Genomic DNA, 26,054 nt, shown 5'->3' on the forward strand with positions numbered 1-26,054 from the left:
ATTGAAATAGTTAATTATCAGTCAGAAAACTTACTGCTGTCTATATGATAATTTTTATTTTTCCAATAGATTTTCTGACACATTATCAAACCGTGAACAAAACTAAAAAAATATCTATCAAATGTCCAATTAATTTTTCAATAATTTTAAAATAAAAAAGTCCCGCCAACAAAGCGGGACTTTTTATAAAGGAGCTAATCTATGGGGAAAATTATTTAATCAAAAGCATTTTATGTGTAGCAGTAAAGCTGCCGGTTTGCAGTTTATAAAAATAAACACCGCTGCTAAGTCCGCTTGCATCAAAAGAAACATTATAAAATCCTTCTGCCTGCTCGCTGTTAACAAGTTCCGCCACTTCTTTACCTAAAATATTAAATACCTTAAGGCTAACAAACTGTTTTGCCGGTATGGAATATTTTATAGTAGTGGAGGGGTTAAAAGGATTAGGATAATTCTGGCTTAAAGAAAATTCAATAGGAGCAGTTACATCCACCTCAATAATTTTTGAATATTCAAAAGCGCCGTCGTTATCAATTTGTTTTAATCTATAAGAAAACTTTTGTGCGCCGTTTATTGCATTATCAACAAAAGAATACTGCTTTGGTGAATTGCTGTTGCCGTAGCCTTCTATAAACCCAAGACTTTCCCATTCAGCATTGCTTAATTCTGATTGCAGTTTCTGAACTTCAAATCCGTAGTTATTTACTTCGGTAGCAGTCTCCCAATTAAGGTGAACTGCATTGCTGATAATAACCGCAGAGAAGGAAGTCAGTTCGACAGGTAGAGGTGGAACAGTAATTAAATCAGTTCCAAAATAAAAATCAGAGTTGTTATTGTCGGAATCCCAACCACTGCCGTCAACTACGCCATAAGTATTATTGCCGTTATTATCTTTTCTTCGGATACTCGAAGTAGCGTTAGCAGGTCCGGCAGCAGGACCAAATCCTTCAAACATTGTTGCAGTGGTACCGTAGCCAACAAAATCAATAACACTTGCATTTGGTAAAGCAAAGTCACCTACTAAAGCGGTTTGATTATTTACAAGTGCAACTTTGCCGCTGCTGTTTCCCAAACCAATAATTGTGGTTGAGTCATTCGGGAAAATCGGAAGTGGAATTCCATTTGGTCCGGCAGAAGCAAACCTAACCAAATAGTATGACTGAGCTCCGATAGTCTGGGTAAGATTAACTTTGGACCAACTGCCAGTTGTAAGAGTAGCGGTGTGATATTGCAGAGACCATGTAGATAAATCAACGGGCAATGCAGTCGGGTTGTAAAAAACAATATAATCATTAAGATAAGTAGCCCCAGGGTTACCGCCGCCGCCGTAAATTTCTGCAATTACAACTTGATTGGCTAAGAAGTTACTATTAAGGGGCGGGTTAGCAATAATATTTGGTTCAGTATAAACATCGCTTACATTATTGTTTGCATCCCAGCCGCTTCCATTAGTTAAACCGTAAGTATTATTCCCGTTGTTATCTTTTCGTCTTATACTACTTTGATTTCCAACAGCGGCTGTTGCAGCTCCGGAACCTTCATAACCATTAGTTGTCAAACCCCATCCTACAAAATCCACGATATCAGTACTGGTTGTTACAGGATTGGCGCCTGTTAATCCGGTTTGAGTTCTGACAATTGCAAGTTTTCCTCTGTTTTGTCGGATATTCGTAGCCCCAATTAAGTTTGGAGTGGGCAGGGGATTTCCAACACCGCCGCTTGAAAATAACTGAATAAGATAATAGGTATGCGGAGCAACAGTGCCGTTTAGATTTAGCACACTCCACGTTGTATTGGTAGCATTGGCATATTGAAGAGACCATGTGGAAATGTCCTGTCCAGAGTTTGAAGGATTATAAAGTACCACATAGTCATTCATGTAAGCAGCGCCAGATAACCCACCGGAACCATAAACTTCGGCAATAACCAAATGGTTAGCAAAGGAAGTAGAAGCTAAAGGATAGTTGGGAATCAGGTTTAAACTGCCCTGAACAAAAAAATCATTTGCATTAACACCAGAATCCCACCCACTGCCATTACTGCCATAGGTATTATTTCCGGAATTATCTTTTCTTCGAATACTCGTAACATCAGATCCGGCTGGTGCAGGGCTGCCGCCTTCTGATTCGTTAGCGGTGCCATAGCCGACAAAGTCAATTACATCGGGATCAGCGAGACCTGTTATTGCAGTAGTGTTGCTTACAAAGGCAACCTTTCCACCCAAAGGGGAAATAAAAAATGAACCGGTAACGTCAGGATGAAAAGGTAACGGAACTCCATCACCAAAACTACCGGCTGCTTCCTGAATCATATAATATGAACCGGCAGGAATACTGCCTGTCAGGTTCGTAACCGAATAAGTACCGCCAGTAGCTGAAGCAAACTGAACAGACATACCAGAAAGATTTACACTTGCGCCAGTAGGGTTGTAGAGAATAATATAGTCATTTAAATATGGAGCGCCGGCATTTCCACCCCCTCCAAAAACTTCAGCAACAACAACGTGTGTTGCCACTTGAGCAAAAGCCAGGTTTACGAGCAGAAATGAAACGAGTAGTAAACATATTTTTTTCATAATAACCTCTTAAAAGTAATTTCCAATTTTATAAAAAATATACAATTTTATTATATCTACAGATTTATTTTAATCTAATAGTTAAACTCATCTAAATTTAATGATTATCCATCTCAATGTCCAATTAATAATGAATTTATTTTAAGAAATATTTTTTGATTAGCAATAAGTAATTTCAAGTTTTTTTTGTTAAATAGAATTTCTAAATAATCAAGAATTAAACCTAAATTAATTTATAGAAATTTTAAGAATATTCTGCAGATGAATTCAGATTTAGGTTAATTTTTCCTTTTTGTGGGATAATTTTACATCATTTATTGGCTAAATACTGAACTAACATTATGAGCAAAACAATAATTATAACAGGCGCCACAGGCTTAATTGGTAAAAAACTTACTAAGGCATTGCATGATAGAAATGATAAAGTAATTATCTTTAGCAGAGATATTAGAAAGGCTAAATCTCTTTTCCCTAACATAAAGGAATTTATTGAATGGGATTATCATAAACCTGAGAAATGGAAATCTAAACTTGAAAACGTTGATACTGTTGTTCATCTTGCTGGAGTAAATTTATTTTCAAAAAGATGGAATGACGAATTTAAAAAATCTATAATCGAATCTCGCCAGGTAAGTACAAAAAACCTTGTTGATGCTATAAAATCCTGTAGTAAAAAACCTAATGTCTTTATTTCTGCTTCCGGCATTGGATATTATGGAGATTGTGGGGATAATGTCTTAGCTGAAGATTATCCAAATGGAAAAGATTTTCTTGCAGAAGTTTGTAAAATATGGGAAAGTGAATCAGCTAAAGTTGAAACGGCAAATGTAAGAAGTGTACAAATCAGAACTGGATTAGTTTTAAGTCCAGAAGATGGGGCATTAAAACAAATGCTTCCTTCATTTAAGTTTTTTATTGGTGGTCCACTCGGTAATGGCAAACAATGGGCATCCTGGCTGCATATTGATGATATTGTTGGGATATATTTACACGCAATAGATAATAAAAATCTATCAGGTGCTGTTAATGCTGCATCTCCCAATCCAGTTAGGATGAAAGAGTTTGCTAAAAGATTAGGGGATGTTTTAAAACGCCCTTCACTATTTCCTGTTCCCAAACTTGTTTTGAAGTTAGTTGTTGGAGAAGCATCTGAAGTAGTAACTGCAAGCCAAAGAGTAATTCCAGATAAACTATTAAACAGTGGTTATCAATTTAAGTTTACAAATTTGGAAGATGCAATGAGAGACTTGCTAAAATAAAAAAGAGACTGTAACAAAAGTTTCATTTTGTCAGTCTGAGCCTGTCGAAGACTGACCCTTTACAAAAACTGTCACACTTCGACAAGCTCAGTGTGACAGGGAAATTTACTTTTGACACAGCCTCTTCAATTCATAAGAATGATCACTATTAATATCTATAGTAATCAGGTTTAAATGGTCCTTCTACAGTTACACCAATATACTTAGCTTGTTCTGGAGTAAGAGAATCAAGCTCAACACCAATTTTCTTTAAATGTAATCTTGCTACTTTTTCATCAAGATGTTTGGGCAAAGTATAAACTTTGTTTTCATATCTTTCCGGATGATTCCAAAGTTCTAACTGAGCAAGTGTTTGATTTGTAAATGAGTTTGACATTACAAATGATGGATGACCGGTTGCACAACCAAGATTAACCAATCTTCCTTCTGCAAGCACAATTATATCTTTTCCATCAATTGTGTATTTATCAACCTGCGGTTTTATTGTGATTTTCGTTTTACCGTAATTTTTGTTTAACCAAGCCATATCAATTTCAGTATCAAAATGTCCGATGTTACAAACAACTGTTTTATCTTTTAAAGATTTAAAATGTCTGTCAGTTACTATATTCATATTTCCTGTGCACGTAACCACAATATCAGCTTCTTTAACTGCATCATCCATTTTCTTTACTTCATAACCTTCCATCGCAGCTTGCAATGCACAGATTGGATCAATCTCTGTTACGATAACTCGAACGTGTGCATTTTTTAATGATTCCGCTGAACCTTTTCCAACATCACCAAATCCAGCAACTACAGCAACTTTACCAGCAAGCATAAGATCTGTTGCTCTGCGGATTGCATCAACTAATGATTCTCTGCATCCATATTTATTATCAAATTTAGATTTTGTAACTGAATCATTTACGTTAATTGCAGGAATCGGAAGGGTTCCTTTTTCCATTCTTTCATATAAACGATGAACACCTGTTGTGGTTTCTTCAGATAATCCTTTTATACCTTTTGCTAATTCAGGATAAACATCCAAAACCATATTTGTTAAATCGCCGCCGTCATCAAGAATCATATTTAATGGTTTTGTTTCATCACCAAAAAATAAAGTCTGTTCAATGCACCAATTAAATTCTTCTTCATTCATACCCTTCCATGCAAAAACTGGAACGCCAGCAGCGGCAATTGCTGCAGCAGCATGATCTTGTGTGGAAAAAATATTACAGGAAGACCATCTCACATCTGCACCAAGCTCAACTAAAGTTTCAATCAACACAGCAGTTTGGATTGTCATGTGAAGGCAACCAGCAATACGAGCGCCTTTAAGTGGGTTCTTTCCTTTGAACTCTTCTCTCAATGCCATCAAACCAGGCATTTCGACTTCTGCTAATTCAATTTCTTTTCTTCCCCATTCAGCTAATTTAATATCTTTAACTTTATACGGAAGTGTTAAGTCAATTTTTTTATCGAGTGTTACACTCATTATTATATCCTTTTAATGTTTTTATAACTCACTTTTACTCACCAATTACTAAACACAATTACTTTACCAAAAAGTTCAATAATGGATTAATTATTTTTTTGCATACTTCTTAAACACAGAAACAAGATCAAGAGCTTCCCAGGTAAATTCTTTTTCACTTCTACCAAAATGACCATAAGCAGATGTTGCTTGATAAATTGGTCTTCTTAATTTTAATCGTGAAATAATTCCTTTGGGAGTAAGATCCACCTCTTTCTGGATCATCTTAGAAATTTCAGAATCAGAAATTACTCCAGTTCCTTTTGTATCAACAAAAACAGAAATTGGTTCTGCTACGCCGATAGCATAAGAAACCTGAACCAAACATTCTTTAGCAAGTTTAGCAGCAACAACATTTTTTGCAATATGTCTTGCAGCGTAAGTTGCACTTCTATCCACTTTACTTGGATCTTTACCAGAAAATGCGCCGCCGCCGTGTGGCGCCCAACCACCGTAAGTATCAACAATAATTTTTCTGCCCGTTAAACCGCTGTCTCCGTGTGGTCCGCCAATTTCAAATCTACCTGTTGGATTGACAAAATATTTTGTTTTGCTATCAAGATATTTTGATGGGATAACTTTTTTAATAACATTTTGAATTACATCAGTTTTAATTTTACTTTGCTTTGCATCTCCATCATGCTGAGTAGAAATAACAACAGCATCAACTCTTAATGGTTTTCCGTTGTCATCGTATTCAATTGTAACCTGTGATTTTGCATCGGGACGAAGATAAGGCATTAATTTTGGATTTTTCTTTCTGATATCAGCAAGTTTTTTTACAAGTTTATGAGCAAACATAATAGGCATCGGCATTAGCTCCGGTGTTTGATCGCATGCATAACCAAACATAATTCCCTGATCGCCTGCACCGCCGGTATCAACGCCCATCGCAATATCCGGTGATTGTGAATGAATTGCATTTAACACTGAGCAGGATTCCGAATCAAATTTATAATCAGCTTTAGTATATCCAATCCTTTTTACGGTTTCTCTTACTACGGCAGGAACATCAATGTAAGTTTTTGTTGTAATTTCACCACCGACTAAAACTAATCCTGTTGTAACAAATGTTTCGCAAGCAACTCTGGCTTCCGGATCCTTTGCATAAATTGCATCTAATATTCCATCGGATATCGCATCACTAACTTTATCCGGATGACCTTCAGAAACTGATTCTGATGTGAAGAAAAATGACATCTTTTAATATTCCTTTAATGATTTTTTAATTTGCTATGCTTGATTTTTGAGTGCCAAATTTAACTAATCCCCTCATGAGATACAAAATAACTTTAGCAGGATTTAGCTATCTTTTGAATACTATTTAATGAACTCTTGAGATTAAAATGAAAACAAAAATCACAGAACTACTACACATTAATTATCCAATAATTCAAGCTGGAATGGTTTGGGTATCAGGTTGGAAATTAGCTTCTGCAGTTTCTAACTGCGGAGGTTTAGGATTGATTGGCGCAGGTTCGATGAAACCTGAGCTATTAAACGAACATATTCAGCAATGCAAAGCAGCAACGGGCAATCCATTTGGAGTTAACATTCCTTTATTAAGAAAAGATGCTGATGAACTTGTAAAAGTCGGTTTAGATAATGGTGTAAAAATATTTTTTACTTCTGCGGGTAATCCAAAAACATTTACATCAATTTTAAAAGAAAAAGGATGCATAGTTGTTCATGTTGTTGCAAATCTAAAATATGGATTAAAAGCACAAGAAGCTGGCTGCGATGCTGTTGTTGGTGAAGGTGTTGAAGCCGGTGGCCATAATGGCGCTGATCAGTTAACTACATTTTGTTTGATTCCGCAGCTTGTTGATAAGTTAACGATTCCTGTAATTGCTGCTGGTGGTATTGCAGTTGGAAGAGGGATTGTTGCCGCACTTTCTCTCGGGGCAGAAGGTGTGCAGATAGGAACTCGCTTTGCTGCAACTGTTGAATCATCAGCGCACGAAAACTACAAGCAAGAAATTGTTAAATCAGGTGATCAGGATACAACACTTGCTTTTAAGAAAATTGGCTTGGTTAGAATGATAAAAAATGATTTTGCAATTCGTGTGATGAAAGCAGAATATGAAGGATGGAATGAAACTCAATTACTTGAATTACTCGGAGCCAAACGTGAACGTGCAGGAATCTTTGAAGGTGATTTAATTGAAGGGGAACTTGAAGCAGGGCAAGGTGTAGGATTGATAAACGATATTCCTACCGTTAAGGAATTATTTGAGAGATTAATTAATGAATACAACGTGGCAAATGGAAACTTAAGACAATGGAACGCGGATGACACGGATTGAGCGGATTTGCACTGATAGAATCCGTTAAGGCCAGCGTAATCTGTGTCATCCGTGTTCTATTCTTGTGGATTCAAATACATGCGAATCACTTCATCAACATTTTTATCATCTGGAAAAAATGAATGAACCTTTCGTAATACCGCTTCAACCACTGCATCCGGGCAGCTTGCACCACTGGTTAATAAAATATTAACAACTTCTTTTGGGGGAGATAATTTTCTGTTTCGATTTCTTTATGATTCTTAAGATTAAAATGTGTGATTCTTTTCTCAGATATAATTTTGTCTTCAGACGAGATAAAATAAGTCGGTAACTTTTCTTCACACAATTCAACAATATGCGAAGTGTTAGATGAATTATATCCGCCAACTACAATAGCTAAATCTGCTTCAACATTTAATAATCCATACGTTGCTTCCTGATTATCATTTGTTGCGTAGCAAAGTGTATCGCGTGTATCTGCAAAATGTTTTTTAAGATTTTCGATATCATATTTTTTTATCATTGTATCTTTTAGCAAATCTGCAATTGCCTGAGTTTCTGTTGCAAGCATTGTAGTTTGATTTACTACTCCGATTTTTTGTAAATCCTTATCAACATCAAACCCCTCTGAAAATCTGCCCGAAAAAGTTTTATAAAATTCATCTTCTGATTTATTGTTCAGATAAAAGATGCAAGTAATTTAGCTTCTTCAATATCTCTAACAATAACTGATGCTGTTTTTATTTTGCTGTGCGAAAATGTTGCACGAGTTTCTTCGTGGTAAGATTTGCCGTGAATTATAACAGTAAAATCATCATCTCCAAGTTGATTACTTCTGTTCCAAACTTTTTCTACAAAAGGACAAGTTGTATTGTATCTATAAGGATTAATTCCAAGTTCATTAAGTTTTTTTTCAATCTCTAAAGTCGTTCCAAATGCAGGGATAATAACAATGTCCTCTTTGGTCAATTCATTCCAATCAATTAATTGTTTTCCAGATGTATCCATTAAAAACTTTACACCAAGATTTAGCAAATCATTGTTAACTCCTGGATTATGAATCATTTCACTTAGCAAAAAAATTCGTTTACCAGGATTTTCTTCGATAGTTTTATATGCAATTTCGATAGCGTTTTCTACACCGTAGCAGAATCCGAAATGGCGTGCAAGAAAAAATCTAACCGAACCAAAATCTAATAGCGTTGGTGTAAAATCTTTTTTTCTGGGATCAAGATCTTTACGTGTATTCTTAATTTTAGTTATAAAAGAACTTCTGTAAATATTTGGGATGTTAAAATTTTTCAATTAATATATTCTATTTAAAATATAGATAAGCATAAATAAATCTATAAATTATTTAGTTCATCAGTTGTGACATTGTAATCAATAATAAATTTTTCTTTGGATGGACGATTCAAAATAAATCCCGCAAATACGCCGGTAAAAATTAACAGATGTAGGTAATTGCCGGTTAATAAAAAGCTAACTAATGAAAAAAGATTGGCACTTTCGAGCATCGCCCAATTAACAATTGATGCAGTACGATACTTCATAGCTTTACTTTTAACATCAAGCGACTTATCAACATTTTGCGAATATTTATTGTATAAAAATTTGGAGAGAAAAATCATCGAAATAGAATAGACCGGACTAAGGTAAAGCAGTATCGAATCTAAATCCAGGTTTCTTTGAATACTGTTCTGGCTTGCAATAAAAAAAACAACTCCGAAAAAAATCAATTGCCCTAAAGATAGAGCTACAAAAATAATATTCAGCGAAGTAAAAAAATTTTGTTTAGCAGAGCTGTTGAATGCTTCCATCATACGCCTAATTTAATAGTAATTTAGAAATTGAAATTTAGGTTTGCTATATTTGCAATCCAAAAATGAATAAAAACAATGGACTTATTAAGCAAATTAGAAAAAATCAAAATAAGATACGAACAGATTAACCAGATGCTCTCCGATCCTGAAGTCATGAATGAGAGAGAGAAAATGGTAAATCTCAGCAAAGAAAGAAGCGAACTGGAAAGTATTGTTGAATCTTACGAAAAATATTCCCAATTGATAAAAAATATTCAAGGCAACAAGGAATTAATAAACTCGGGTGTTGATAAAGAGCTTGAAATGCTCGCCGAGGTTGAACTTGGAGAATTAGAAAATCAAATGACTCTGATGGAAGACGTTATAAAATTGCTGCTTCTTCCAAAAGATCCGAATGATGATAAGAGTGTGATTTTTGAAATACGAGCCGGCACCGGAGGAGAAGAAGCTGCTCTATTTGCTTATGATCTTTTCAGAATGTACACAAGGTTTGCCGAAACAAGAAATTGGAAAGTTGAATTTATAGACATCAGCGAAACTGGTCTTGGTGGTCTGAAAGAAGCTGTTTTTACTATCGAAGGCGAAGGTGTTTATGGCGATTTGAAATTTGAAAGCGGCGTTCACAGAGTTCAGCGTGTGCCGGAAACTGAAGCTAATGGGAGGGTGCATACTTCCGCTGCATCAGTGGCAGTTCTTCCCGAAGCAGAAGATGTTCAGGTGGAAATAAATCCAAATGATTTGAAGATTGACATTTTTCGTTCCGGCGGTGCAGGAGGACAAAATGTGAATAAGGTTGAAACTGCTGTTAGAATGACTCATCTGCCTACCGGGCTTGTTGTTCAGTGCCAGGATGAAAGGTCGCAATTAAAAAATAGACAAAAAGCATTAAAAGTTTTGAAGGCGAGGATTTATGATCTCGAACTAAAAAAACATAATGATGAAATTTCCGCTCAAAGGAAATCAATGGTGAAAAGCGGTGATAGAAGCGATAAGATACGCACATATAATTTCCCCCAAAATAGAATGACTGACCACAGAATTGGACTGACTCTCTACAATCTTTCAAACATTATTAACGGCGATTTAAACGATTTGATTGAACAACTTAAATTAGCCGAGAGGACTGAAAAACTTCAGGCTGCCGGTTCAGAATAACTGTTTCAAATTTATTTTTTAATACTTCCTGCCTCTAATTAATTCGATTAGTTTGATAAGATAGAATAATACAAAACCCGATATTGATGTTGCGACAATTTGTAAATCAACCGAGAAAGTCGCGCTGTTTCCAATCAAGTAAGAAATAAATTTACCTAATATTAAAAAAGCCAAGAGAAGTGAGAAACCATAAATTCCAAAAATTATCGGGGAGAAAATTGGTTTTATAATTTCCTTCATGGAAAAGCCGGCTGTTGGAAATGTAATTGACTTTCGAATAATTGCACCTTTCATAGTTCACTTCTTTTTGTTTGAATTAATATTTATGATATATCTCACTATCAAATACTTTGCCTGTTTTATAATGGATAAATATTAAGGAATTGAAGAATTTTGGGAAGGGAATTTTTTTTTATTGTCTCATTAGAAGAAGGCGAGTGAAAAAAAGACAAGAATAAAACTTATCGGTTAGTCAAATTTGCATTTTATTGTAATCAGGCTGATGTCATCTTCAAAAATACCGCCGTTGAAATTTTCGAATTCTCTTTTAAGCTTTTGAATTGAATCAATATCGGGATTCAATGAATCAAGAACTGTTTGCAATGCTGATTTTCCAAACTGCTCGCCATCTTTATTTCGTGATTCGATAATGCCATCTGTCATAATAAAGATTTGATCGCCATTGTTCAAATTGATTTCCACTGTGGAATAATTACCTTGCTCTGCAAATCCAAGCAGCAAACCATCGGCAGAAATTTTTTTTACTTCGCCGGATGCAAAGCATTTAAAAATTAAAGGAAGATCCCCCGCCCCGGAATATTTCAATATTTTATTTTTCTTATCTATAACTACAATAGACAAAGTTGCAAATACTTCTGCTACTTTAGCATCTTTAAAAACGCTTTGATTAACTTGCTGAAGAATTTCGCCGGCTGAAATTATCTCTGTGTTTTGAAGCACCATACGCAAAGCAGATCTTACATAACCTGCATAAGCAAAAGCAAAATACCAGGCACCCCACCTTTTACCCATTACATCACCCAGCACTACCACTATATTATCCTCGTTTAATAGAAAGTAATCTATAAAATCTCCTCCCGGAACTCCTTCGTACGGTACATGCCAGTGCTTTATTTCAAATCCTGCAAAATCCGGAAAGGTATCGGGTATTACTTTTGCGCGCATTAACCCAGTGGCATGACTTAGTTCGGAAACAATTTTATCTTTTTCTTTATCTAAGCTTTTTAAAATTGCATTAACTTTTGCTACTATAACTCGCGGTCCGGAAGTTTTGACGACATAATCTGTGATACCTAAATCATAACCATCAAGAATATCAGACTCATTTCCTTTTGCAGTTAAAAAGATGAAGGGAATTGTTTTTAACTGCGGATCCTCAAGCAGCATTTTTCTAAATTCAAATCCATCAACTTTAGGCATCATTATATCCGAGATTATTATATCGGGAGAAAAGTTTTTTATGAGGTTGAATCCATCCACAGCATTATTAGCAACTTTACAATCGTAACCTGCTTTTGAAAGGTTATACTCGAAAAGTTTTGACATTGTTGGATCGTCATCAACTAAAACAAGTTTTGGGTTGTGATGGGTAAAAGATTTTTCAAGGTCCTTCCTTACTCCATAAATCTGATGAATTTCAGCCCGCCGAAGGAGTGAAGCTACTTTAAGCAGGAGTTCTTCAACATTAAATGGTTTTGTAATAATATCATCACCTCCAACCTCCATTGCATGGGTTTTATCTTCGAGTGAGCTTTTTGCAGTTACAAAAATGAACGGCAGCAAACGATACCTTTCGTCATCTCGAACTTTCTGACAAAATGTATAGCCGTCCATTCCATCCATCATTACATCACACAAAACGAGATTAATATTTTCATTCTGTAAAACAGTAAATGCTTCAGCAGGATTTTCTGCAATGTGAATGTTATAATTGCGGGATTTTAAATGGTGGGTTAAAAGCTTACGAATAATAAGATCATCGTCTATAACTAATATTGAATTATTTGCTGCCTGCATCAACGTTCATTAGTAACATAAAGAGAAATTTAAAAACTAATTTGAGATTTCGTTTTAATTAAAGGAAACTATTAATTGCGTCCTCTCTTGTTTTATATGTTTCGAAGACCCGATACATTCTTGTGAGTTCGAACATTGAATTAACAGCTTCCTGAAAGCCGACCAATCTTAAATCACCACCGATAGCAGTAACTTTCTTAAGTGAGATTACTAAAGCCCCAAGAAAAGTGGAATCAATGAATTCACATTCAGTAAGATCAACCACAATATTTTTTTGACCGGCTAAAATATCTTTCGCTAAAATTGTTTTAAACTCCTCTGCTTCACGAAGAGTAGCTCGTGTAATAGCTACATGATGAACAATTACCTTTCCAAATTCTTCTCTAATAAAGTCCATTTTTTTTTGCTTTCAAATTTTATTAATCGAATGCCCTGTTTTCAATTTCATATTTTTCCATCAGCCTGTAAATCGTAGCTCTTCCAAGCTGAAGTTTTTTTGCCGCTTCAACTATATTCCCTTTTGTTACTTTTAAAGCGTGACGAATAGATTCTTCTTTAAGCCTTTCAAAAGGAATAATAGTGTCGTCACTAAAAAGTGTTCCCGAATAATCCATCATATCCATCGGCTCAGTAGTACGAATATGCGGGGGTAAATCCTCAACATCAATTGTATCATTTTCTGTAATAATCACACAGCGTTCAACAGTATTCTCCATCTCGCGGATGTTTCCAGGCCAACTATACTCATAGATACATTTTAAGGCTTTCTTGCTGAAACCTTTAATATTTTTATTTAATTTTTTATTTAATACAGAAAGAAAATGTTCAGCTAAAACCCAGATGTCTGTCTTACGAAATCTTAATGGTGGAATCGAAATGGGGAATGAATTAAGTCTGTAATACAGATCTTCCCTGAATTCTCTTTGCTCAACGGCTTGTTTCAAATCACGGTTAGTAGCAGAAATAATACGGACATCGGTTTTGATCAGTTCAGTTCCACCAACTCGTTCAAATTCCCTTTGCTGAATTACTCGAAGAAGTTTTGCCTGAAGCAGCATTTCCAGTTCTCCAACTTCATCAAGAAAAATTGTGCCTTCGTTTGCAATTTCGAATTTGCCAAGCTTTCTTTGATGAGCACCAGTAAAGGAACCTTTTTCATGACCGAATAATTCACTTTCAAGAAGTTCTCTTGGAATAGAAGCACAATTAACAACAACAAAAGGTTTATTTTTTCTGTTGCCATTAAAATGAATTGCACGTGCAATCAGTTCTTTCCCGGTGCCGCTTTCACCATAAATGAGTACGGTTATATCATTATCTAAAACTTTATGAACAAGTTTGAGAACATCCTGCATCTTGCCGTCAGCGGAAACAATATTATCAAAGCTGTATTCTTTTTTTACATTTTCGCGCAGGTTTACAAGTTCGCGCGTGAGATCATAATTTTTAATAGCATTTTTGATAGCGAGTTCAAGCTTTTGCTGATCAATTGGTTTTTGGAAATAATCATAGGCGCCAAACTTTAAAGACTCAACCGCCACCTCAATACTTCCTTGAGCAGATAACATTATTACCGGTAAATTTTCATCAAACTGCTTAACGCGCCTGAGAATTTCCAATCCATCCATCCCGGGCAGCATAATATCTAATAGAATTACATCGGGTTTAGAGTTAAGTTTTCTCAAAAGGTCTTCACCGCGAGAAAATACTTCCACGTTGTATTTCCATTTATCCTTTACCCAAAAAGATAATAATTTAGAAATTGAATGTTCATCATCTACAATAAAAACTAACTTCTCCACTTAACTTCCTGAATTTAAATTGATCTTAAGGCTTTTCAGCAATCTTATTATAACGCTGGTGCCTTTGTTAACTTCGCTTTGGATTTCGACATAACCTTTATGCAAATCCACAATCTGCTTAACAAAAACCAAGCCAAGACCTGTGCCGGGATTTTCCGAGTCCTTTCTTTGCACCCGATAGAACTTTTCGAATATAAAAGGAAGGTCTTTTTCTGGAATTCCTGCACCTGTATCACTAATTATGACTTCCGCCTCTTTCATTAAATTGTTAACGATAACGGTTATTCTTCCATTTTTATCGGTAAATTTTATAGCATTACCTATTACTCCGCAGAAAACTTGTGAGATTTTTTCACGGTCTGCAAATAAAAATATCTCCTCAGTGGGAAATTCTGTGGTTAGAAATATGCTTTTTTCCTGTAAATCGGTTTTAAAACATTCAATTGTTTCTTTAATCAATTCGGCTAAATCAAAATTTGATTTATTAAGTGCAATTGTTCCGCTTTCGATTCTGGATAACTCGAGCACATCGTTAATCAGTTTAGCTAATCTTTTTCCTTCGCTTAAAATTATCCGGTTAAAATCCTTCCTCATATCTTCGGGTAAATTATCATCGGATTCTATAGTTTCAGAAAATCCAATAATTGATGCAAGTGGAGTTCGAAGTTCGTGGGAGATATTTGAAATGAACTCATTCTTTAATTTATTCAATTCAACCAATAATGATTTTTGTTGATGCGCCCTGCGTCTTTCTATGCTTAGAAGGCGTTCAGATTCAATCAATTTTGGCTTCAAGTCATTGATTATTGCTTCTAAGTTTTTTATTTGACTTATATTTTTTGCTGCTCCGGCAAGTCCGCAAATTTTATCCGGAGTACAAATTGTTTTGATGGTCATCAGGTAAAAAAATTTTTCGCCGAGATCATCAGTTAAAATAACTTCAAAGTTAATTTCCTTTTTGGATAACAAAACCTCTTTCAACAATTCCTGAATTTTTATTTTGTTTGAATCTTCAATTATATCAAGAAAATGTTTTCCTATTAGTTTTCCTACGGACTGGTTTATAGCTTCTGCACCTTTTTTATTTACTTTAGAGAACTTTCCCTCTCTGTCAAGTATGAATAACAAATCTTCTGAAATGTTAAAAAAAATTCTCTGGTCAACAAAATTTTCGCCGTTTGAATCCAAAGGATATATCATGTTCGTCTCAGCATCATCTTTAATCAATTCGCTGATGTTTGCCCACTCGCGAACCTGATAGTTGAGTGTCTTAATCACTTTACTCAATGCTTCAGAAGAACTATTCCCATAATTTTCACTTTTTGAAGAAAGTAGAACAAGATAAATATCAAACTGTTTTTCGCTTGAATTTAAGAGATGAGATATTCGAAATGATTTTACCGCCAGTGATGATGCTGTTTCTTTAATTATGGGATCACCTTCGTAAGTGATTCGATCGGAACCGGACAACTTGTAAAGATTTAATAAAATAGAATTCAGCGATTCATAGTTTGAAGGGTCGTTACCGGCATAACTTAAAATTTCAAAGTCGGTTTTTGTTGCTTTGAATAAGTAGCTGATGCTGCTATTGCTAAGTTTAGCTATAACGTTGAGAGTATTACTGATTAGGTCAAGCATTAAATCATAATATTTAATATAAAAAATATAATGATTTTACTTCTTAATCAAACAGATAAAATATGAATGTTAATTGAAATGAAATCAATTTCGGATTTTTTCATTTTGAAGTGCTTCATAATAATTTTTTATAAGATTTTCATAATCTTTTTTATACCCTTCCTTAACAGCCGAGTTCAATTCATCTAAAATTTTATTTCCTTTGGGATCTTTATTTAGATTAAGATCAGCCGGTGATTGACCAGCGATATTTTTACCGGTGTAAGATTCTCTCTGTTTTTCAAAATCTCTTTCGTTAATTGATTTTTGAGCATCAAGCATTTTAGAAAGAATGTTCTCCTGATTCTGAATCAACTCGTCATCTAATTTTTGAGTTTTCATATCTGTAATTACCTCCTGCATCTGCTCAATTACTTTATCCAAATTTCCCGGAATCGTTTTGGATTTACCTGACAGTTCTGCCTCCTTTTTCAATTGCTCAAGTGACTTTTGGATAGTTTGCTGTTGACCTGCCAAACGCTGAAGCTCGCCTTGCTGCTGCATTGATAAAGTACCTTGCTGCATCTGTTTTAACATTTGAGTAAGATTATTGAGGCTCATTTGCTGCCCTGATAGTTTTTGCATTTGCTGCATTAAGGACATCATTCCCCCCTGCCCGCCCGACTGCATCATTGATTCCATTGAACCCTTCATCATGTTGGCGGCTATGTTCAGGTTCTGCATCGCATCAGTCTGCGGGATTGCAGAATAATTTCCGTTTCTATTTTGGAGTGACTGAAGCGATTTTTGCATTTCTTTCTTCGCATCGCCAAGAGCTTTCCCCATTTCGGGAGTAATGGCAAAAGTCTTTTGTGAAAGCTCGGACATTTGCTTCATCAATTTATCGAGGTTTGCAGAGATTTCATTTTGCTTTTGCGATAGTTCAGAATATTCTGAAGAATTCTGATCCATATTTTGAGATCTGTTTTTTAATTCTTCCTGCTGCTTGGATAGCATTAAAATATTATCCATCATTTTCATCATATCGGAAAAAGTCTGCATCTGATTTTGCTGATTCATTGATTGCTGCATCTGCTGCATCATTTGATTCATCTTTTGCATGTTTGAAGAAATTTGTTTTTGATTTTGCATAGCAGACTGCATATCATTTTGCTGCATTTGTTTCATTGCGTCTTCAGATAGCTGCTGATTTTGCTGCTCGTTAAACTCTTTCATCATCTGCTGCATTTGATCATTCGGCATATCTTTAAAGTCATCCATTTTATCAGCAAGCTCTTTCATCTCCTGCGAAAGCTGCTCGAGTTCTTTAGAAATGTCCTCTTGATTTTTTTTTAATTGTTCTTTTTGCTCAGCGCTATTTTGATTTTCAGTTTGCTTTTGATTTTCTGACTGCTCTTCTGCAAGCTGCTCTGTGCGTTTTGTTAATTCGTCAAGTTTTTGTTCAATTTGAATTCTTTTAAGGAGATTCAAAGTTCGTTCAATACCCTTCTGAAATTTTTCCTCATCCATTTTAAAATCTTCAAGCGCCTGCTGATTCTGATCTCGCTTCATATTTTGCATCATATTCTGAAGCTGCTTCATGGCTTTCTTCATTTCTTCGCTCGTAAGTTGATCGAGCAATTCCTGAAGCTCCATATATTTTTCCAGAGTTTCTTTTGAAAGTAAATTATTTTCCTGAAGTTGATCCTTCATTTTGTCAAACTGCTGGCTCGTTTCATCTATTTTCTTCTGAAGGTCTTCAAATTTCTCTAATGATTTTTGAACCTGATCTTTCTCATCCCAACTTAATTCAGTTTTATCTTTCTTTAAATCCTGTGTTAATTTATTTAGCTCTTCTTTCAACTCGTTCGCATCTTTCAATGTTTCTTTAAGGTCAGTTTGAATTTCATTTTGTGTCTTGTCGGCGAGATTTAATAATTCATTCAAAGATGGTACACGAATTATAAACGACGAACTTTTCGTTGATTTTGGACCGCTGATATTATCATTATCAAAAACTTCAAAGAAATATTGAACTTCATCATTGGCAGCTAAATTCATAAAAGATAAATTCCAGATATAATTCACATCTTGTTCTCTGTTCTTTTTTACAACTGGTAATTCAATTTTTTGAAATGATTTTTCCTCGTTAGAATTTTCAGTTTTGATTTTATAGTTCAAAATTAATTTATCGAAGCCGTAATCGTCGGCAATTTTAGCAAACAGCGGCTGGCGATTATCATTTGGAAGAATTGTGTTTTTATTCGGTGCAATAACTTCAATTTGTGGATATTCATCATTCAGGACTTTTACAAAATAATTAATCGGCGAAAGGTTATTCTTATTTAATTGGTCGAAAATGTCGGCATGATATTCTACATTTTTCGAAATTCTGAAATTACCCATAGCCTCACTGCCATTGATTGAAAGTTTCACAAATGATGAATCGGAAAAAAAGAGCTGTCCATATTTCAAATCTTTGGAAGAAATTATTTTTATACTAACCTGGCTGCCGATTAAACCAGTCACATTTCCATTATCTTGAATAGAATATTTTTTCATGCCGGAATAAGCAGGGGGAGTTACCGTTACTTCAAAATTACGAATTACCGGACGATCAATGACTTCAATTCTGAATTGATCGCTCGAAATATTTTCGGCGAAAGCAAAATACTCAAGCGAAGTTCTTACATTTTTTAAATTAAAATTAAATATTCCGGTTGAGTCTGGTTTTAAACCGATATTCTTAAAATCAGTTTCCTCATCTGATTTAATAGAAAAAAATATTTTTTTTGGCGCATCACCGGTGAGCGAAATTCTAAAATATACATTCTCCCCTTTGGTAATTTGTGCATTCCCCGGTTCGATAGTGATGTAAAATTTTTGCGGGGGAAGAAATTCTGTATTGAAATTCATAATTCGAATCGAAGCGCTTCCAAGCCCGGGAATGAAACTGAACAACAAAATAACAAACAGAAGTAGTGCGCTTGAATAGTGAAATATCAGTCTGGCACGTTTGAAATTTACAATTGATTCAAAGCGAACATTTTCAACCTTGTGGTAAACCTGTTCGAACGCTGCACCAATTAATGAACTTGAATACGTGCTTTTGTTTAAGTCAGCCGCTGCAAGCTGCATTGCATTGAGTAGGTCATCTTGAACAAAATTAAAATGCTTTCCGACTTTTTGAGCGGTCTTTAGAAAATCAAACTCGCCTAATAAACCAAAAAATTTTAACAGTGGTAGTAAAATTTTATTACCGGCAAGTGCTAATAAAATTAATAGCAGCACAAAGAAAATGATTGTTCTTAAGATTGAGGAAAAATAAAATAAAACTTCGAGTATGCTGAAAAAAGTTCCTGAAAGAATAATCACATTGAACGTGAGAATTACCCCTAACAAGATTTCGAGCAAATATTCTTTTTTGATCAGAATTTTTAAACGCGAAATAATTTCCTTGTAATAATTTGAATTCATAAACTTTAATTTATTTTAACTCCGTTCGATAAAGCCCAAACAATAATATTCGCACCAAATCTCAAAGCTTCTTCGCGTTTCTCTTGCGGATCATTGTGTACTATCTGATCAGCCCAGCCGTCGCTTGGATTGGATTCGTAAGTGTAATAAACAGCAAGCCTGCTGCCTAAAAATATTCCAAAACCTTGCGGTGGTTTATTATCATGTTCATGAGTTTTCGGCGGACCGTTTTGGAAATCAAATAGACAATGGTACAACCCGTAATTGAAAGGAATTTCAACAAGCTCATTTTCCGGAAAGACTTTTTTTATTTCTCTGCGAATAGCTTTATCCATTCCATAATCATCATCAATATAAAGAAAGCCGCCGGAGTCAAGATATTTTTTTAACCTTTCGACTTCATCGGAAGAAAAAACAACATTGCCGTGCCCGGTCAGAAATAAAAATGGGTAAGCAAATATTTCTTCACTTGATAAATCAACGAATTTATATTCTGGCTTCACAGAAATATTTGTATTAGCCTGCACAAAGTTTAAAAGATTAACCTCGGCAGAAGGATCATTGTACCAATCTCCACCGCCATTATATTTTAAGCGTACTATTTGAAATCCTTCTTTGCTCTGCGAAAAACAAATGACCGAAGAACAAAGGATGGAAACGAGAAATATTTTGAAAAACATTTTCTTCATAATTTAAGTTATCCAACATTAACATTAATTTCAATACAATTTATTTAGAATTAAATTTATTTATAACAATTTTCTTTTATTTCAAAAAATAAGTCAGTTCTACTGATGACAAAATTTTCTTTCGTACTAAGTGTTGTTCTGCTATTCGTAATGTTTTTCGGATACTTAAATTTTCGGCAGGACGACGCATATATATTTTATACTTATGCAAAAAATATTGCAGAGGGCAACGGTTACGTTTATAATTTGGGGGAAAGAATTAATGCAACTACTTCACCTCTTTATACATTAATTCTGGCAATGTTATACTTTATTACTCAAAACTTTTCCAGGGATATTTTCCCGTTGTTAGGCAATTTAATTGGAGTATCTTCTTTAGCCGTAATCATTTTATCGGTCAAAAATATTTGGAAAAACTCTGATGCGTTTAAATTCTTCCCATTAATTCTACTGGCAAACCCATTACTTAAGTTTGGCTTTGGAATGGAGACATTTCTTAATCTTGCTCTGATCACTCTATCGGTTTTAATGTTCACAAAAAAGAAATACGAACTTGCTTTTTTGTTCGCCGGACTTTCAGTACTTGCCAGATTGGATTCAGTGCTTTTTGCGGGGATATTGTTATTCTTTTATATGATAAAAAACAAAAACCTGTTTCCAATAAAATTAATAATGATCTTAGTTTTAACTGTTGCGCCATGGTTTATTTTTAGTTTTTTTTATTTTGATTCGTTCTTGCCGACAACGATTGCAGTAAAATTATCTCAGGAGAAATTTCAGATGCATGGAGCAGGATTAATTTTTCTGAGAGGATTTTTTAATGCAATACCCGGAACTTTATTCAGTGCATCATTTTTAATTTTAAGTTTCATTGTTTGTACATTTTATTTAATCAAAAGAAAATCTGTTTTGATACAGAATGAAGGTATTTTAATAATTTTTTTCTATTTCGGAATCTTGTTTTTTGTTTATACTTTTATTCTCAACGCACCGCCGTATCAGTGGTACTATACACCATTTGCAATTCCATTATCAATTCTTTTTACATATTTTTTATCAGATATCATAAATAAAGAAAATATTAAATATCTTGTTTTAACTTGCTTATTCATTATTGCAACAATTCTACCTCTCAAAACTATAAGCCAAGGATTTAATCCGAAGTATTCTAATTATACTGAAGCTATTGAATGGTTAAATAAGAATGTTTCCGATAACACAATTCTGGGAGTTGATGAAATTGGAATAATGGGGTATTATTATAAAAAAGGTAAAATTGTAGATGCACTCGGTCTGGTAAATCCCGAAGTTGTATCTCACCTAAATCAAAAAGATTTTGGCTGGTATATTTCAAAATATCAACCGGATTTCATTATCAATGACTACCCCAAAATTATGAATCATGCCGGGCGTGATGATGAAAGATTCACTAAGCACTATTCCCCCGTAAAAATATTTGAATCACACGGTGAAAAAGTTGCTGTATTTAAAAAACAATCTAAAATATAAAATCAAAAATAAAAGTGAGAATGAATTGAAAAAATATTGGCTCATAAAATCAGAACCTGAAAATTTTTCTATTGGAGACTTGAAGAAAAGTAAAAATAAAACAACCTGCTGGGATGGAGTTAGAAATTACCAGGCAAGAAATTTTATTCGTGATGAAATGAAAGTTGGAGACGGAGTTTTATTCTATCACAGCAACGCTGATCCGCTTGCTGTTGTCGGAGTTTGTGAGGTTGTAAAATCTGCTTATCCCGATCCTACACAATTTGATCCCGACAATAATCATTTTGATCCGAAGGCTGATCCTAAAAATCCTACTTGGTTTATGGTTGATATTAAATTCAGCAAAGAATTTAATTTACCGGTAACATTAGAAAGCATTAAAGCAAATTCAACATTAAAAAATATGAGACTTATTCAGCGCGGGAACAGATTATCAGTGATGCCTGTAACAAAATATGAGTGGGATGAAATTTTGAAGATGGGAAATTAAAATCACAAGAGTACAAATGATTTATGAATTCAGTAATTTTGAATTAAAGAATTTATTGTTCCTTGAATAAAATTTCGGGGCTGTAGCTCAGTTGGGAGAGCGTCCCGATCTAATCGGGAAGGTCGTTCGTTCTAAATAAAAATTGAAAATCGGGGGGGGCGGCGGGGGGGGGGGCCCCGCCCCCCGGGGGGGGGGGGGGCGGGCGGGGGGGAAAAAGAAAAATTTGGGGGGCGGGGGCCCGGGGGGGGGGGCCGGCCCCCGCCGGGAGGGGGGGGGGGGGTTCCCGATCAGCTCCACTAAAATCAAATTTTCTTCTCCATAAAAAAATGAGGGATGGCATCGAAAAGGGTGTGGGAATTGTTTACAAGTTTATAACCGTGATGTTTGTAAAACTCCACGGCAGTATCACGCGAATTCAATACTATTGTTTTTGCTCCAAGTTCAATTACTTTATTTTCAAGTTCGGATAAAATCGCTGCACCGACGCCCTTGCCTCTATAAAAATTTTCGACAGCCATAAATCTTATTTGTGCTTCATCTTTATTATTGAAATGAGCCCTGCCTGTTCCGACAACATTATTTTCATCATCAATTGCCATCACAGTAATTGCCGAGTTCTCGTATTCGTCTATCTCACTTCCTCGCGGCTGATTCCACGGTGCGCGCAGAATTCGCCACCGAAGATCATAACATTTCTCCCATTCTTCACTCGTCACCGGAGTTTTAATGATCATTGATTTTCCAGCGAATTATTTTCCTCATCTAACTGGGAGCGATTCACTACTGAAGTTGGAAGAGCTTTGGTTGTTTTTGCACCAAGCTTTTTAATTTTTTCAGATCGGCTTATTAGGTTGCCCCTCCCTTCTGTTAGTTTGTTCATTGCTTTATCGTAATTATCTTTTGTTGAAATTAAGCCTTTTCCAACAGAAATTAAATCATCTACAAAAGCTGTAAACTTATCGAGCATTTCTCCGCTTTGTCTTGCAATCTCAACCGCATTTTTATTCTGACTTTCCTGACGCCAAATGCTGGCAATTGTTCGAAGCGTTGCAAGCAATGTGGACGGACTTACGATAACAATATTTTTTTCAAATGCATCGGTAAAAAGTGAAGCATCATTTTGGACTGCATAAGCAAATGCTGGCTCGATTGGCATAAACATCAAAACAAAATCTAAACTTTCAAGCTGATAAAGATTTTGATAATTCTTCCCACTCAGATTTTTTATGTGCGACCGTATTGAATTAATATGTTCACGCAAACCAAGTTGTTTCTCGTGCTCATCTTCAGAAGAGATAAATTTTTCATAGCCAACTAATGAAACTTTTGAATCAATGATGATGCTTTTATTTTCCGGTAAGTTGATAATTACATCCGGTTGAAATCTTCTGCCTGATTCAGCAGTAATGCTTTCCTGAACGACATATTCCCTACCTTTTACGAGTCCGGATTTTTCAAGAATACTTTCAAGAATAAACTCGCCCCAATTACCTTGAGTTTTACTTTGTCCTTTCAATGCAGATGTCAGATTGTTCGCATCTTTGCTCATTTGCTGATTAAGCTCGTGCAGAATTTTTATCTGCTGAATGAGGCCGGCTCTTTCTTTTGAATCGGTGACATAAACATCCTCTACTTTTTTCTCGAAATCTTTTATCTTTTCACTGAGCGGCTTTAGTATTTGATCAAGGTTGGACTTGTTCTGCTCGGTAAACTTGCTGCTTTTTTCTTCAAATATTTTATTGGCAAGATTTTCAAATTCTTTTATAAATTTTTCCCGCACCTCTTCTATTTCAGCTTTTTGTTCGCTAAGTTTTTGCTGAAGATTTGCGTAATCAGACTTCAATGAGGAGAGAGCGGTAGTAAGATCAATAACTTTTACACGCTCTGCCTGAAGTTCGGATTCAAGATTTGATTTATCCTTGACAAACCCGGAGTTTCTTTCTTCCAATTTTCCAATTTCAACTTTGAAAGAATTGATTTGCTCATTGAGCTTATTTGCTTCATCAATCGAAATTGTTTTTTTGCTTTTGAAAAAGAAGTAAGCAACTACAAATCCAACTACTAAACCAAGGATGAGATATATTATTTCCATATTATCCTTTTAATATTTGAAGCAATGGAATGCAGGTTTCGCTGATTTTGATCTGCTCAATCTTCATCTTGTGCCGAGTCACCTGAATCAACTGCTTTCTATTTTCTTTGATCCGTAAATAATTATGCTTCATCAAAGTTTATTTTCTTCAATGCTTGATTCTAAAATACATGGATGATAAAAATATGACAATAAAAAGTAGAGCGAAAATAAAACATTTTTATAAGCGGTCTTTTTCCAATTCTAACTATTTGCAAGTAAGCAGTGAAGCAACTTACTTTGAATAAAGATTAATAAGAGTTTTTTTTATGAGTATGTACACAATAGTTTTTATCGGCATTACGTTTCTTGTTTTACTTGGTCTCGCATTGTTTTTCATTTTCGTTAATTGGCTGTCCAACAAAATTGATAAATCAGATAGGCTGGGGCAGCAAACGAAAAAGAAAAATGAGAAGTAAATTTAATTACGAATCAATGCTTTAATTTTTTCAGCATTCGTTTTGCTTGCTCTGATTTTCAATTTCATCACATCGTCTTCGTAAGTAACTGATTTTACCTCCGCTAATGAATGAATTAATGCAGCAGTTTTTGAATCTGTGATTTTTAATTTCAACGTTTTTTCAATAAATGAATCCTCGATAATACTAAGCACAGCTTTAATTAACTTTTGAATGTTGAAACCTTTCACTGCGGAGATGATAATCGAATTCGGAAATTCATGTTTGATGAATTCAGTACGGTTTCTATCACTAAGCAAATCAACTTTATTAAATACTAATATCGAAGTTTTATTTTCACAACTCAATTCCTGCAAAGTCTTTTCAACAACTTTAATATGGTCCTGGAAATAATCGTGCGAAATATCCACTACGTGCAAAATTATATCTGAATCTCTAACTTCATTTAAAGTGCTTTTAAAGGAAGCAACAAGATGAACCGGAAGTTTTCTGATAAATCCAACAGTATCGCTTAAAAGCATTTTTTGATTTTTAATTAAGTCAATAGTTCGTGTGGTGGAATCAAGAGTTGCAAAAAGTTTGTCTTCGGCAAACACATTTGATTTTGTTAAAAGATTAAACAGAGTTGATTTGCCTGCATTGGTATAACCGACTAATGATATTCTTGTCAGATTTTTTCGCTCGCTGCTTTGTGTAATCCGCTGAGATTCTATCTTCGACAAATTTTCTTTTAAATGGCTGATCCTGTTGCGAATGATTCTTCTATCTGTTTCAATCTGCGTTTCGCCGGGACCTTTTGTACCAATGCCGCCATATTGTTTTGAGAGATGAGTCCAAGCACGCGTAAGACGCGGCAGTAAATATTGAAGCTGCGCAAGTTCGACTTGTGTTTTTGCTTCTCTCGACTTTGCGCGTGAAGCAAAAATATCAAGTATCAATCCGCTGCGATCAATAATTTTTTTATTAACTAATCTTTCCAGATTTCTTACCTGAACCGGCGAAAGATCATCATCAAAAATTAATAAGTCAATATTGTTCAACTCCACCAGCGAAACAAGTTCTTCAGCTTTTCCTTTTCCGATATAGTAAGCCGGATCGGTTGAGTAACGACTTTGAATAACTTTTAATATTGTTTCAGCACCGGCTGTTATTGCTAATTCTTCGAGTTCGTTTAAATGTTCTTCAACAACTTCGCGTGAAAGATCTTTTGTGTTTAATGCAATTAATATCGCACGCTCGGTAGTTTTATTTTTAGTCTCGATCAAAT

Annotated in this window: 21 protein-coding genes and 1 pseudogene; 7 read left to right on the forward strand and 15 right to left on the reverse strand. The window is 35.0% G+C overall.

Annotated features, from left to right (window positions below; genetic code table 11):
• Positions 1–211: 211 nt before the first annotated feature.
• Positions 212–2,575, reverse strand: coding sequence for a lamin tail domain-containing protein (locus IPH11_05850; protein MBK6913196.1), 2,364 nt, complete (start codon positions 2,573–2,575; stop codon positions 212–214).
• A gap of 341 nt (positions 2,576–2,916) precedes the next feature.
• On the opposite strand from IPH11_05850, the gene IPH11_05855 reads away from it, so the two are divergent.
• Positions 2,917–3,834 carry a TIGR01777 family protein gene (locus IPH11_05855; GenBank protein ID MBK6913197.1) on the forward strand — a complete coding sequence of 306 codons (918 nt, stop codon included), beginning with the start codon at positions 2,917–2,919 and terminating at the stop codon, positions 3,832–3,834.
• 148 nt (positions 3,835–3,982) lie between these two features.
• Here the strand turns inward: IPH11_05855 and IPH11_05860 are convergent, their stop codons facing one another.
• Both IPH11_05860 and IPH11_05865 read right to left on the reverse strand, forming a co-directional pair.
• Positions 3,983–5,311 (reverse strand): adenosylhomocysteinase, encoded by a 1,329-nt coding sequence (locus IPH11_05860; protein MBK6913198.1) that lies wholly within the window; start codon positions 5,309–5,311, stop codon positions 3,983–3,985.
• 90 nt (positions 5,312–5,401) lie between these two features.
• The gene (locus IPH11_05865) at positions 5,402–6,550 is read right to left on the reverse strand and encodes a methionine adenosyltransferase (GenBank protein ID MBK6913199.1); all 1,149 of its coding nucleotides are present in this window, start codon (positions 6,548–6,550) and stop codon (positions 5,402–5,404) included.
• A 146-nt stretch (positions 6,551–6,696) separates the two neighbouring features.
• Between IPH11_05865 and IPH11_05870 the strand changes: the two genes are divergently transcribed.
• On the forward strand, positions 6,697–7,656 hold the full coding sequence (locus IPH11_05870; GenBank protein MBK6913200.1) for a nitronate monooxygenase: 960 nt from the start codon (positions 6,697–6,699) through the stop codon (positions 7,654–7,656).
• Positions 7,657–7,712: 56 nt separating this feature from the next.
• On the opposite strand, the pseudogene IPH11_05875 reads toward IPH11_05870, so the two are convergent.
• Positions 7,713–8,943: pseudogene (locus IPH11_05875) on the reverse strand (4-hydroxy-3-methylbut-2-enyl diphosphate reductase).
• 41 nt (positions 8,944–8,984) lie between these two features.
• Positions 8,985–9,458, reverse strand: a complete 474-nt coding sequence (locus IPH11_05880; GenBank protein MBK6913201.1) for a hypothetical protein — start codon at positions 9,456–9,458, stop codon at positions 8,985–8,987.
• A gap of 78 nt (positions 9,459–9,536) precedes the next feature.
• Between IPH11_05880 and prfA the strand changes: the two genes are divergently transcribed.
• Complete coding sequence (gene prfA / locus IPH11_05885; GenBank protein MBK6913202.1) at positions 9,537–10,616, forward strand: peptide chain release factor 1; 1,080 nt, start codon at positions 9,537–9,539, stop codon at positions 10,614–10,616.
• An 18-nt stretch (positions 10,617–10,634) separates the two neighbouring features.
• On the opposite strand, the gene IPH11_05890 is transcribed toward prfA, so the two are convergent.
• The 7 genes from IPH11_05890 to IPH11_05920 all read right to left on the reverse strand — a co-directional run bounded on the left by IPH11_05890 (position 10,635) and on the right by IPH11_05920 (position 20,238).
• Positions 10,635–10,910, reverse strand: coding sequence for a hypothetical protein (locus IPH11_05890; protein ID MBK6913203.1), 276 nt, complete (start codon positions 10,908–10,910; stop codon positions 10,635–10,637).
• A 174-nt stretch (positions 10,911–11,084) separates the two neighbouring features.
• Positions 11,085–12,653 carry a response regulator gene (locus tag IPH11_05895; GenBank protein MBK6913204.1) on the reverse strand — a complete coding sequence of 523 codons (1,569 nt, stop codon included), beginning with the start codon at positions 12,651–12,653 and terminating at the stop codon, positions 11,085–11,087.
• A 58-nt stretch (positions 12,654–12,711) separates the two neighbouring features.
• Positions 12,712–13,050, reverse strand: coding sequence for an STAS domain-containing protein (locus IPH11_05900; GenBank protein ID MBK6913205.1), 339 nt, complete (start codon positions 13,048–13,050; stop codon positions 12,712–12,714).
• Positions 13,051–13,072: 22 nt separating this feature from the next.
• Complete coding sequence (locus IPH11_05905) at positions 13,073–14,455, reverse strand: sigma-54-dependent Fis family transcriptional regulator (protein ID MBK6913206.1); 1,383 nt, start codon at positions 14,453–14,455, stop codon at positions 13,073–13,075.
• Positions 14,456–16,093 carry a PAS domain-containing sensor histidine kinase gene (locus IPH11_05910; GenBank protein MBK6913207.1) on the reverse strand — a complete coding sequence of 546 codons (1,638 nt, stop codon included), beginning with the start codon at positions 16,091–16,093 and terminating at the stop codon, positions 14,456–14,458.
• A gap of 84 nt (positions 16,094–16,177) precedes the next feature.
• A complete protein-coding gene (locus tag IPH11_05915) occupies positions 16,178–19,549 on the reverse strand; it encodes a hypothetical protein (protein MBK6913208.1) in 3,372 nt (1,123 codons plus the stop codon).
• 5 nt (positions 19,550–19,554) lie between these two features.
• Positions 19,555–20,238 (reverse strand): DUF4159 domain-containing protein, encoded by a 684-nt coding sequence (locus IPH11_05920; protein ID MBK6913209.1) that lies wholly within the window; start codon positions 20,236–20,238, stop codon positions 19,555–19,557.
• Between the two features lie 105 nt (positions 20,239–20,343).
• On the opposite strand from IPH11_05920, the gene IPH11_05925 reads away from it, so the two are divergent.
• The 3 genes from IPH11_05925 (at position 20,344) to IPH11_05935 (ending at position 22,559) form a co-directional block, all read left to right on the forward strand.
• Positions 20,344–21,747 carry a hypothetical protein gene (locus IPH11_05925; GenBank protein MBK6913210.1) on the forward strand — a complete coding sequence of 468 codons (1,404 nt, stop codon included), beginning with the start codon at positions 20,344–20,346 and terminating at the stop codon, positions 21,745–21,747.
• 25 nt (positions 21,748–21,772) lie between these two features.
• Positions 21,773–22,237, forward strand: a complete 465-nt coding sequence (locus tag IPH11_05930) for an EVE domain-containing protein (protein ID MBK6913211.1) — start codon at positions 21,773–21,775, stop codon at positions 22,235–22,237.
• A 142-nt stretch (positions 22,238–22,379) separates the two neighbouring features.
• Positions 22,380–22,559: a hypothetical protein gene (locus IPH11_05935; GenBank protein MBK6913212.1), complete on the forward strand. Its 180-nt coding sequence runs from the start codon at positions 22,380–22,382 to the stop codon at positions 22,557–22,559.
• Here the strand turns inward: IPH11_05935 and IPH11_05940 are convergent.
• Positions 22,540–22,971 (reverse strand): GNAT family N-acetyltransferase, encoded by a 432-nt coding sequence (locus IPH11_05940; protein ID MBK6913213.1) that lies wholly within the window; start codon positions 22,969–22,971, stop codon positions 22,540–22,542. The two genes, IPH11_05935 and IPH11_05940, sit on opposite strands and share 20 nt — an antisense overlap.
• Complete coding sequence (rmuC, locus tag IPH11_05945; protein ID MBK6913214.1) at positions 22,968–24,329, reverse strand: DNA recombination protein RmuC; 1,362 nt, start codon at positions 24,327–24,329, stop codon at positions 22,968–22,970. Before rmuC ends, IPH11_05940 begins: the two co-directional genes overlap by 4 nt.
• 308 nt (positions 24,330–24,637) lie before the next feature.
• Between rmuC and IPH11_05950 the strand changes: the two genes are divergently transcribed.
• Positions 24,638–24,787, forward strand: coding sequence for a hypothetical protein (locus IPH11_05950; protein MBK6913215.1), 150 nt, complete (start codon positions 24,638–24,640; stop codon positions 24,785–24,787).
• A gap of 2 nt (positions 24,788–24,789) precedes the next feature.
• On the opposite strand, the gene hflX is transcribed toward IPH11_05950, so the two are convergent.
• Positions 24,790–26,052: a GTPase HflX gene (hflX, locus tag IPH11_05955; GenBank protein MBK6913216.1), complete on the reverse strand. Its 1,263-nt coding sequence runs from the start codon at positions 26,050–26,052 to the stop codon at positions 24,790–24,792.
• Positions 26,053–26,054 lie beyond the last annotated feature (2 nt).

This window comes from Ignavibacteriales bacterium, from assembly GCA_016709155.1.
In the GTDB taxonomy this organism is placed as follows: domain Bacteria; phylum Bacteroidota; class Ignavibacteria; order Ignavibacteriales; family Ignavibacteriaceae; genus JADJEI01.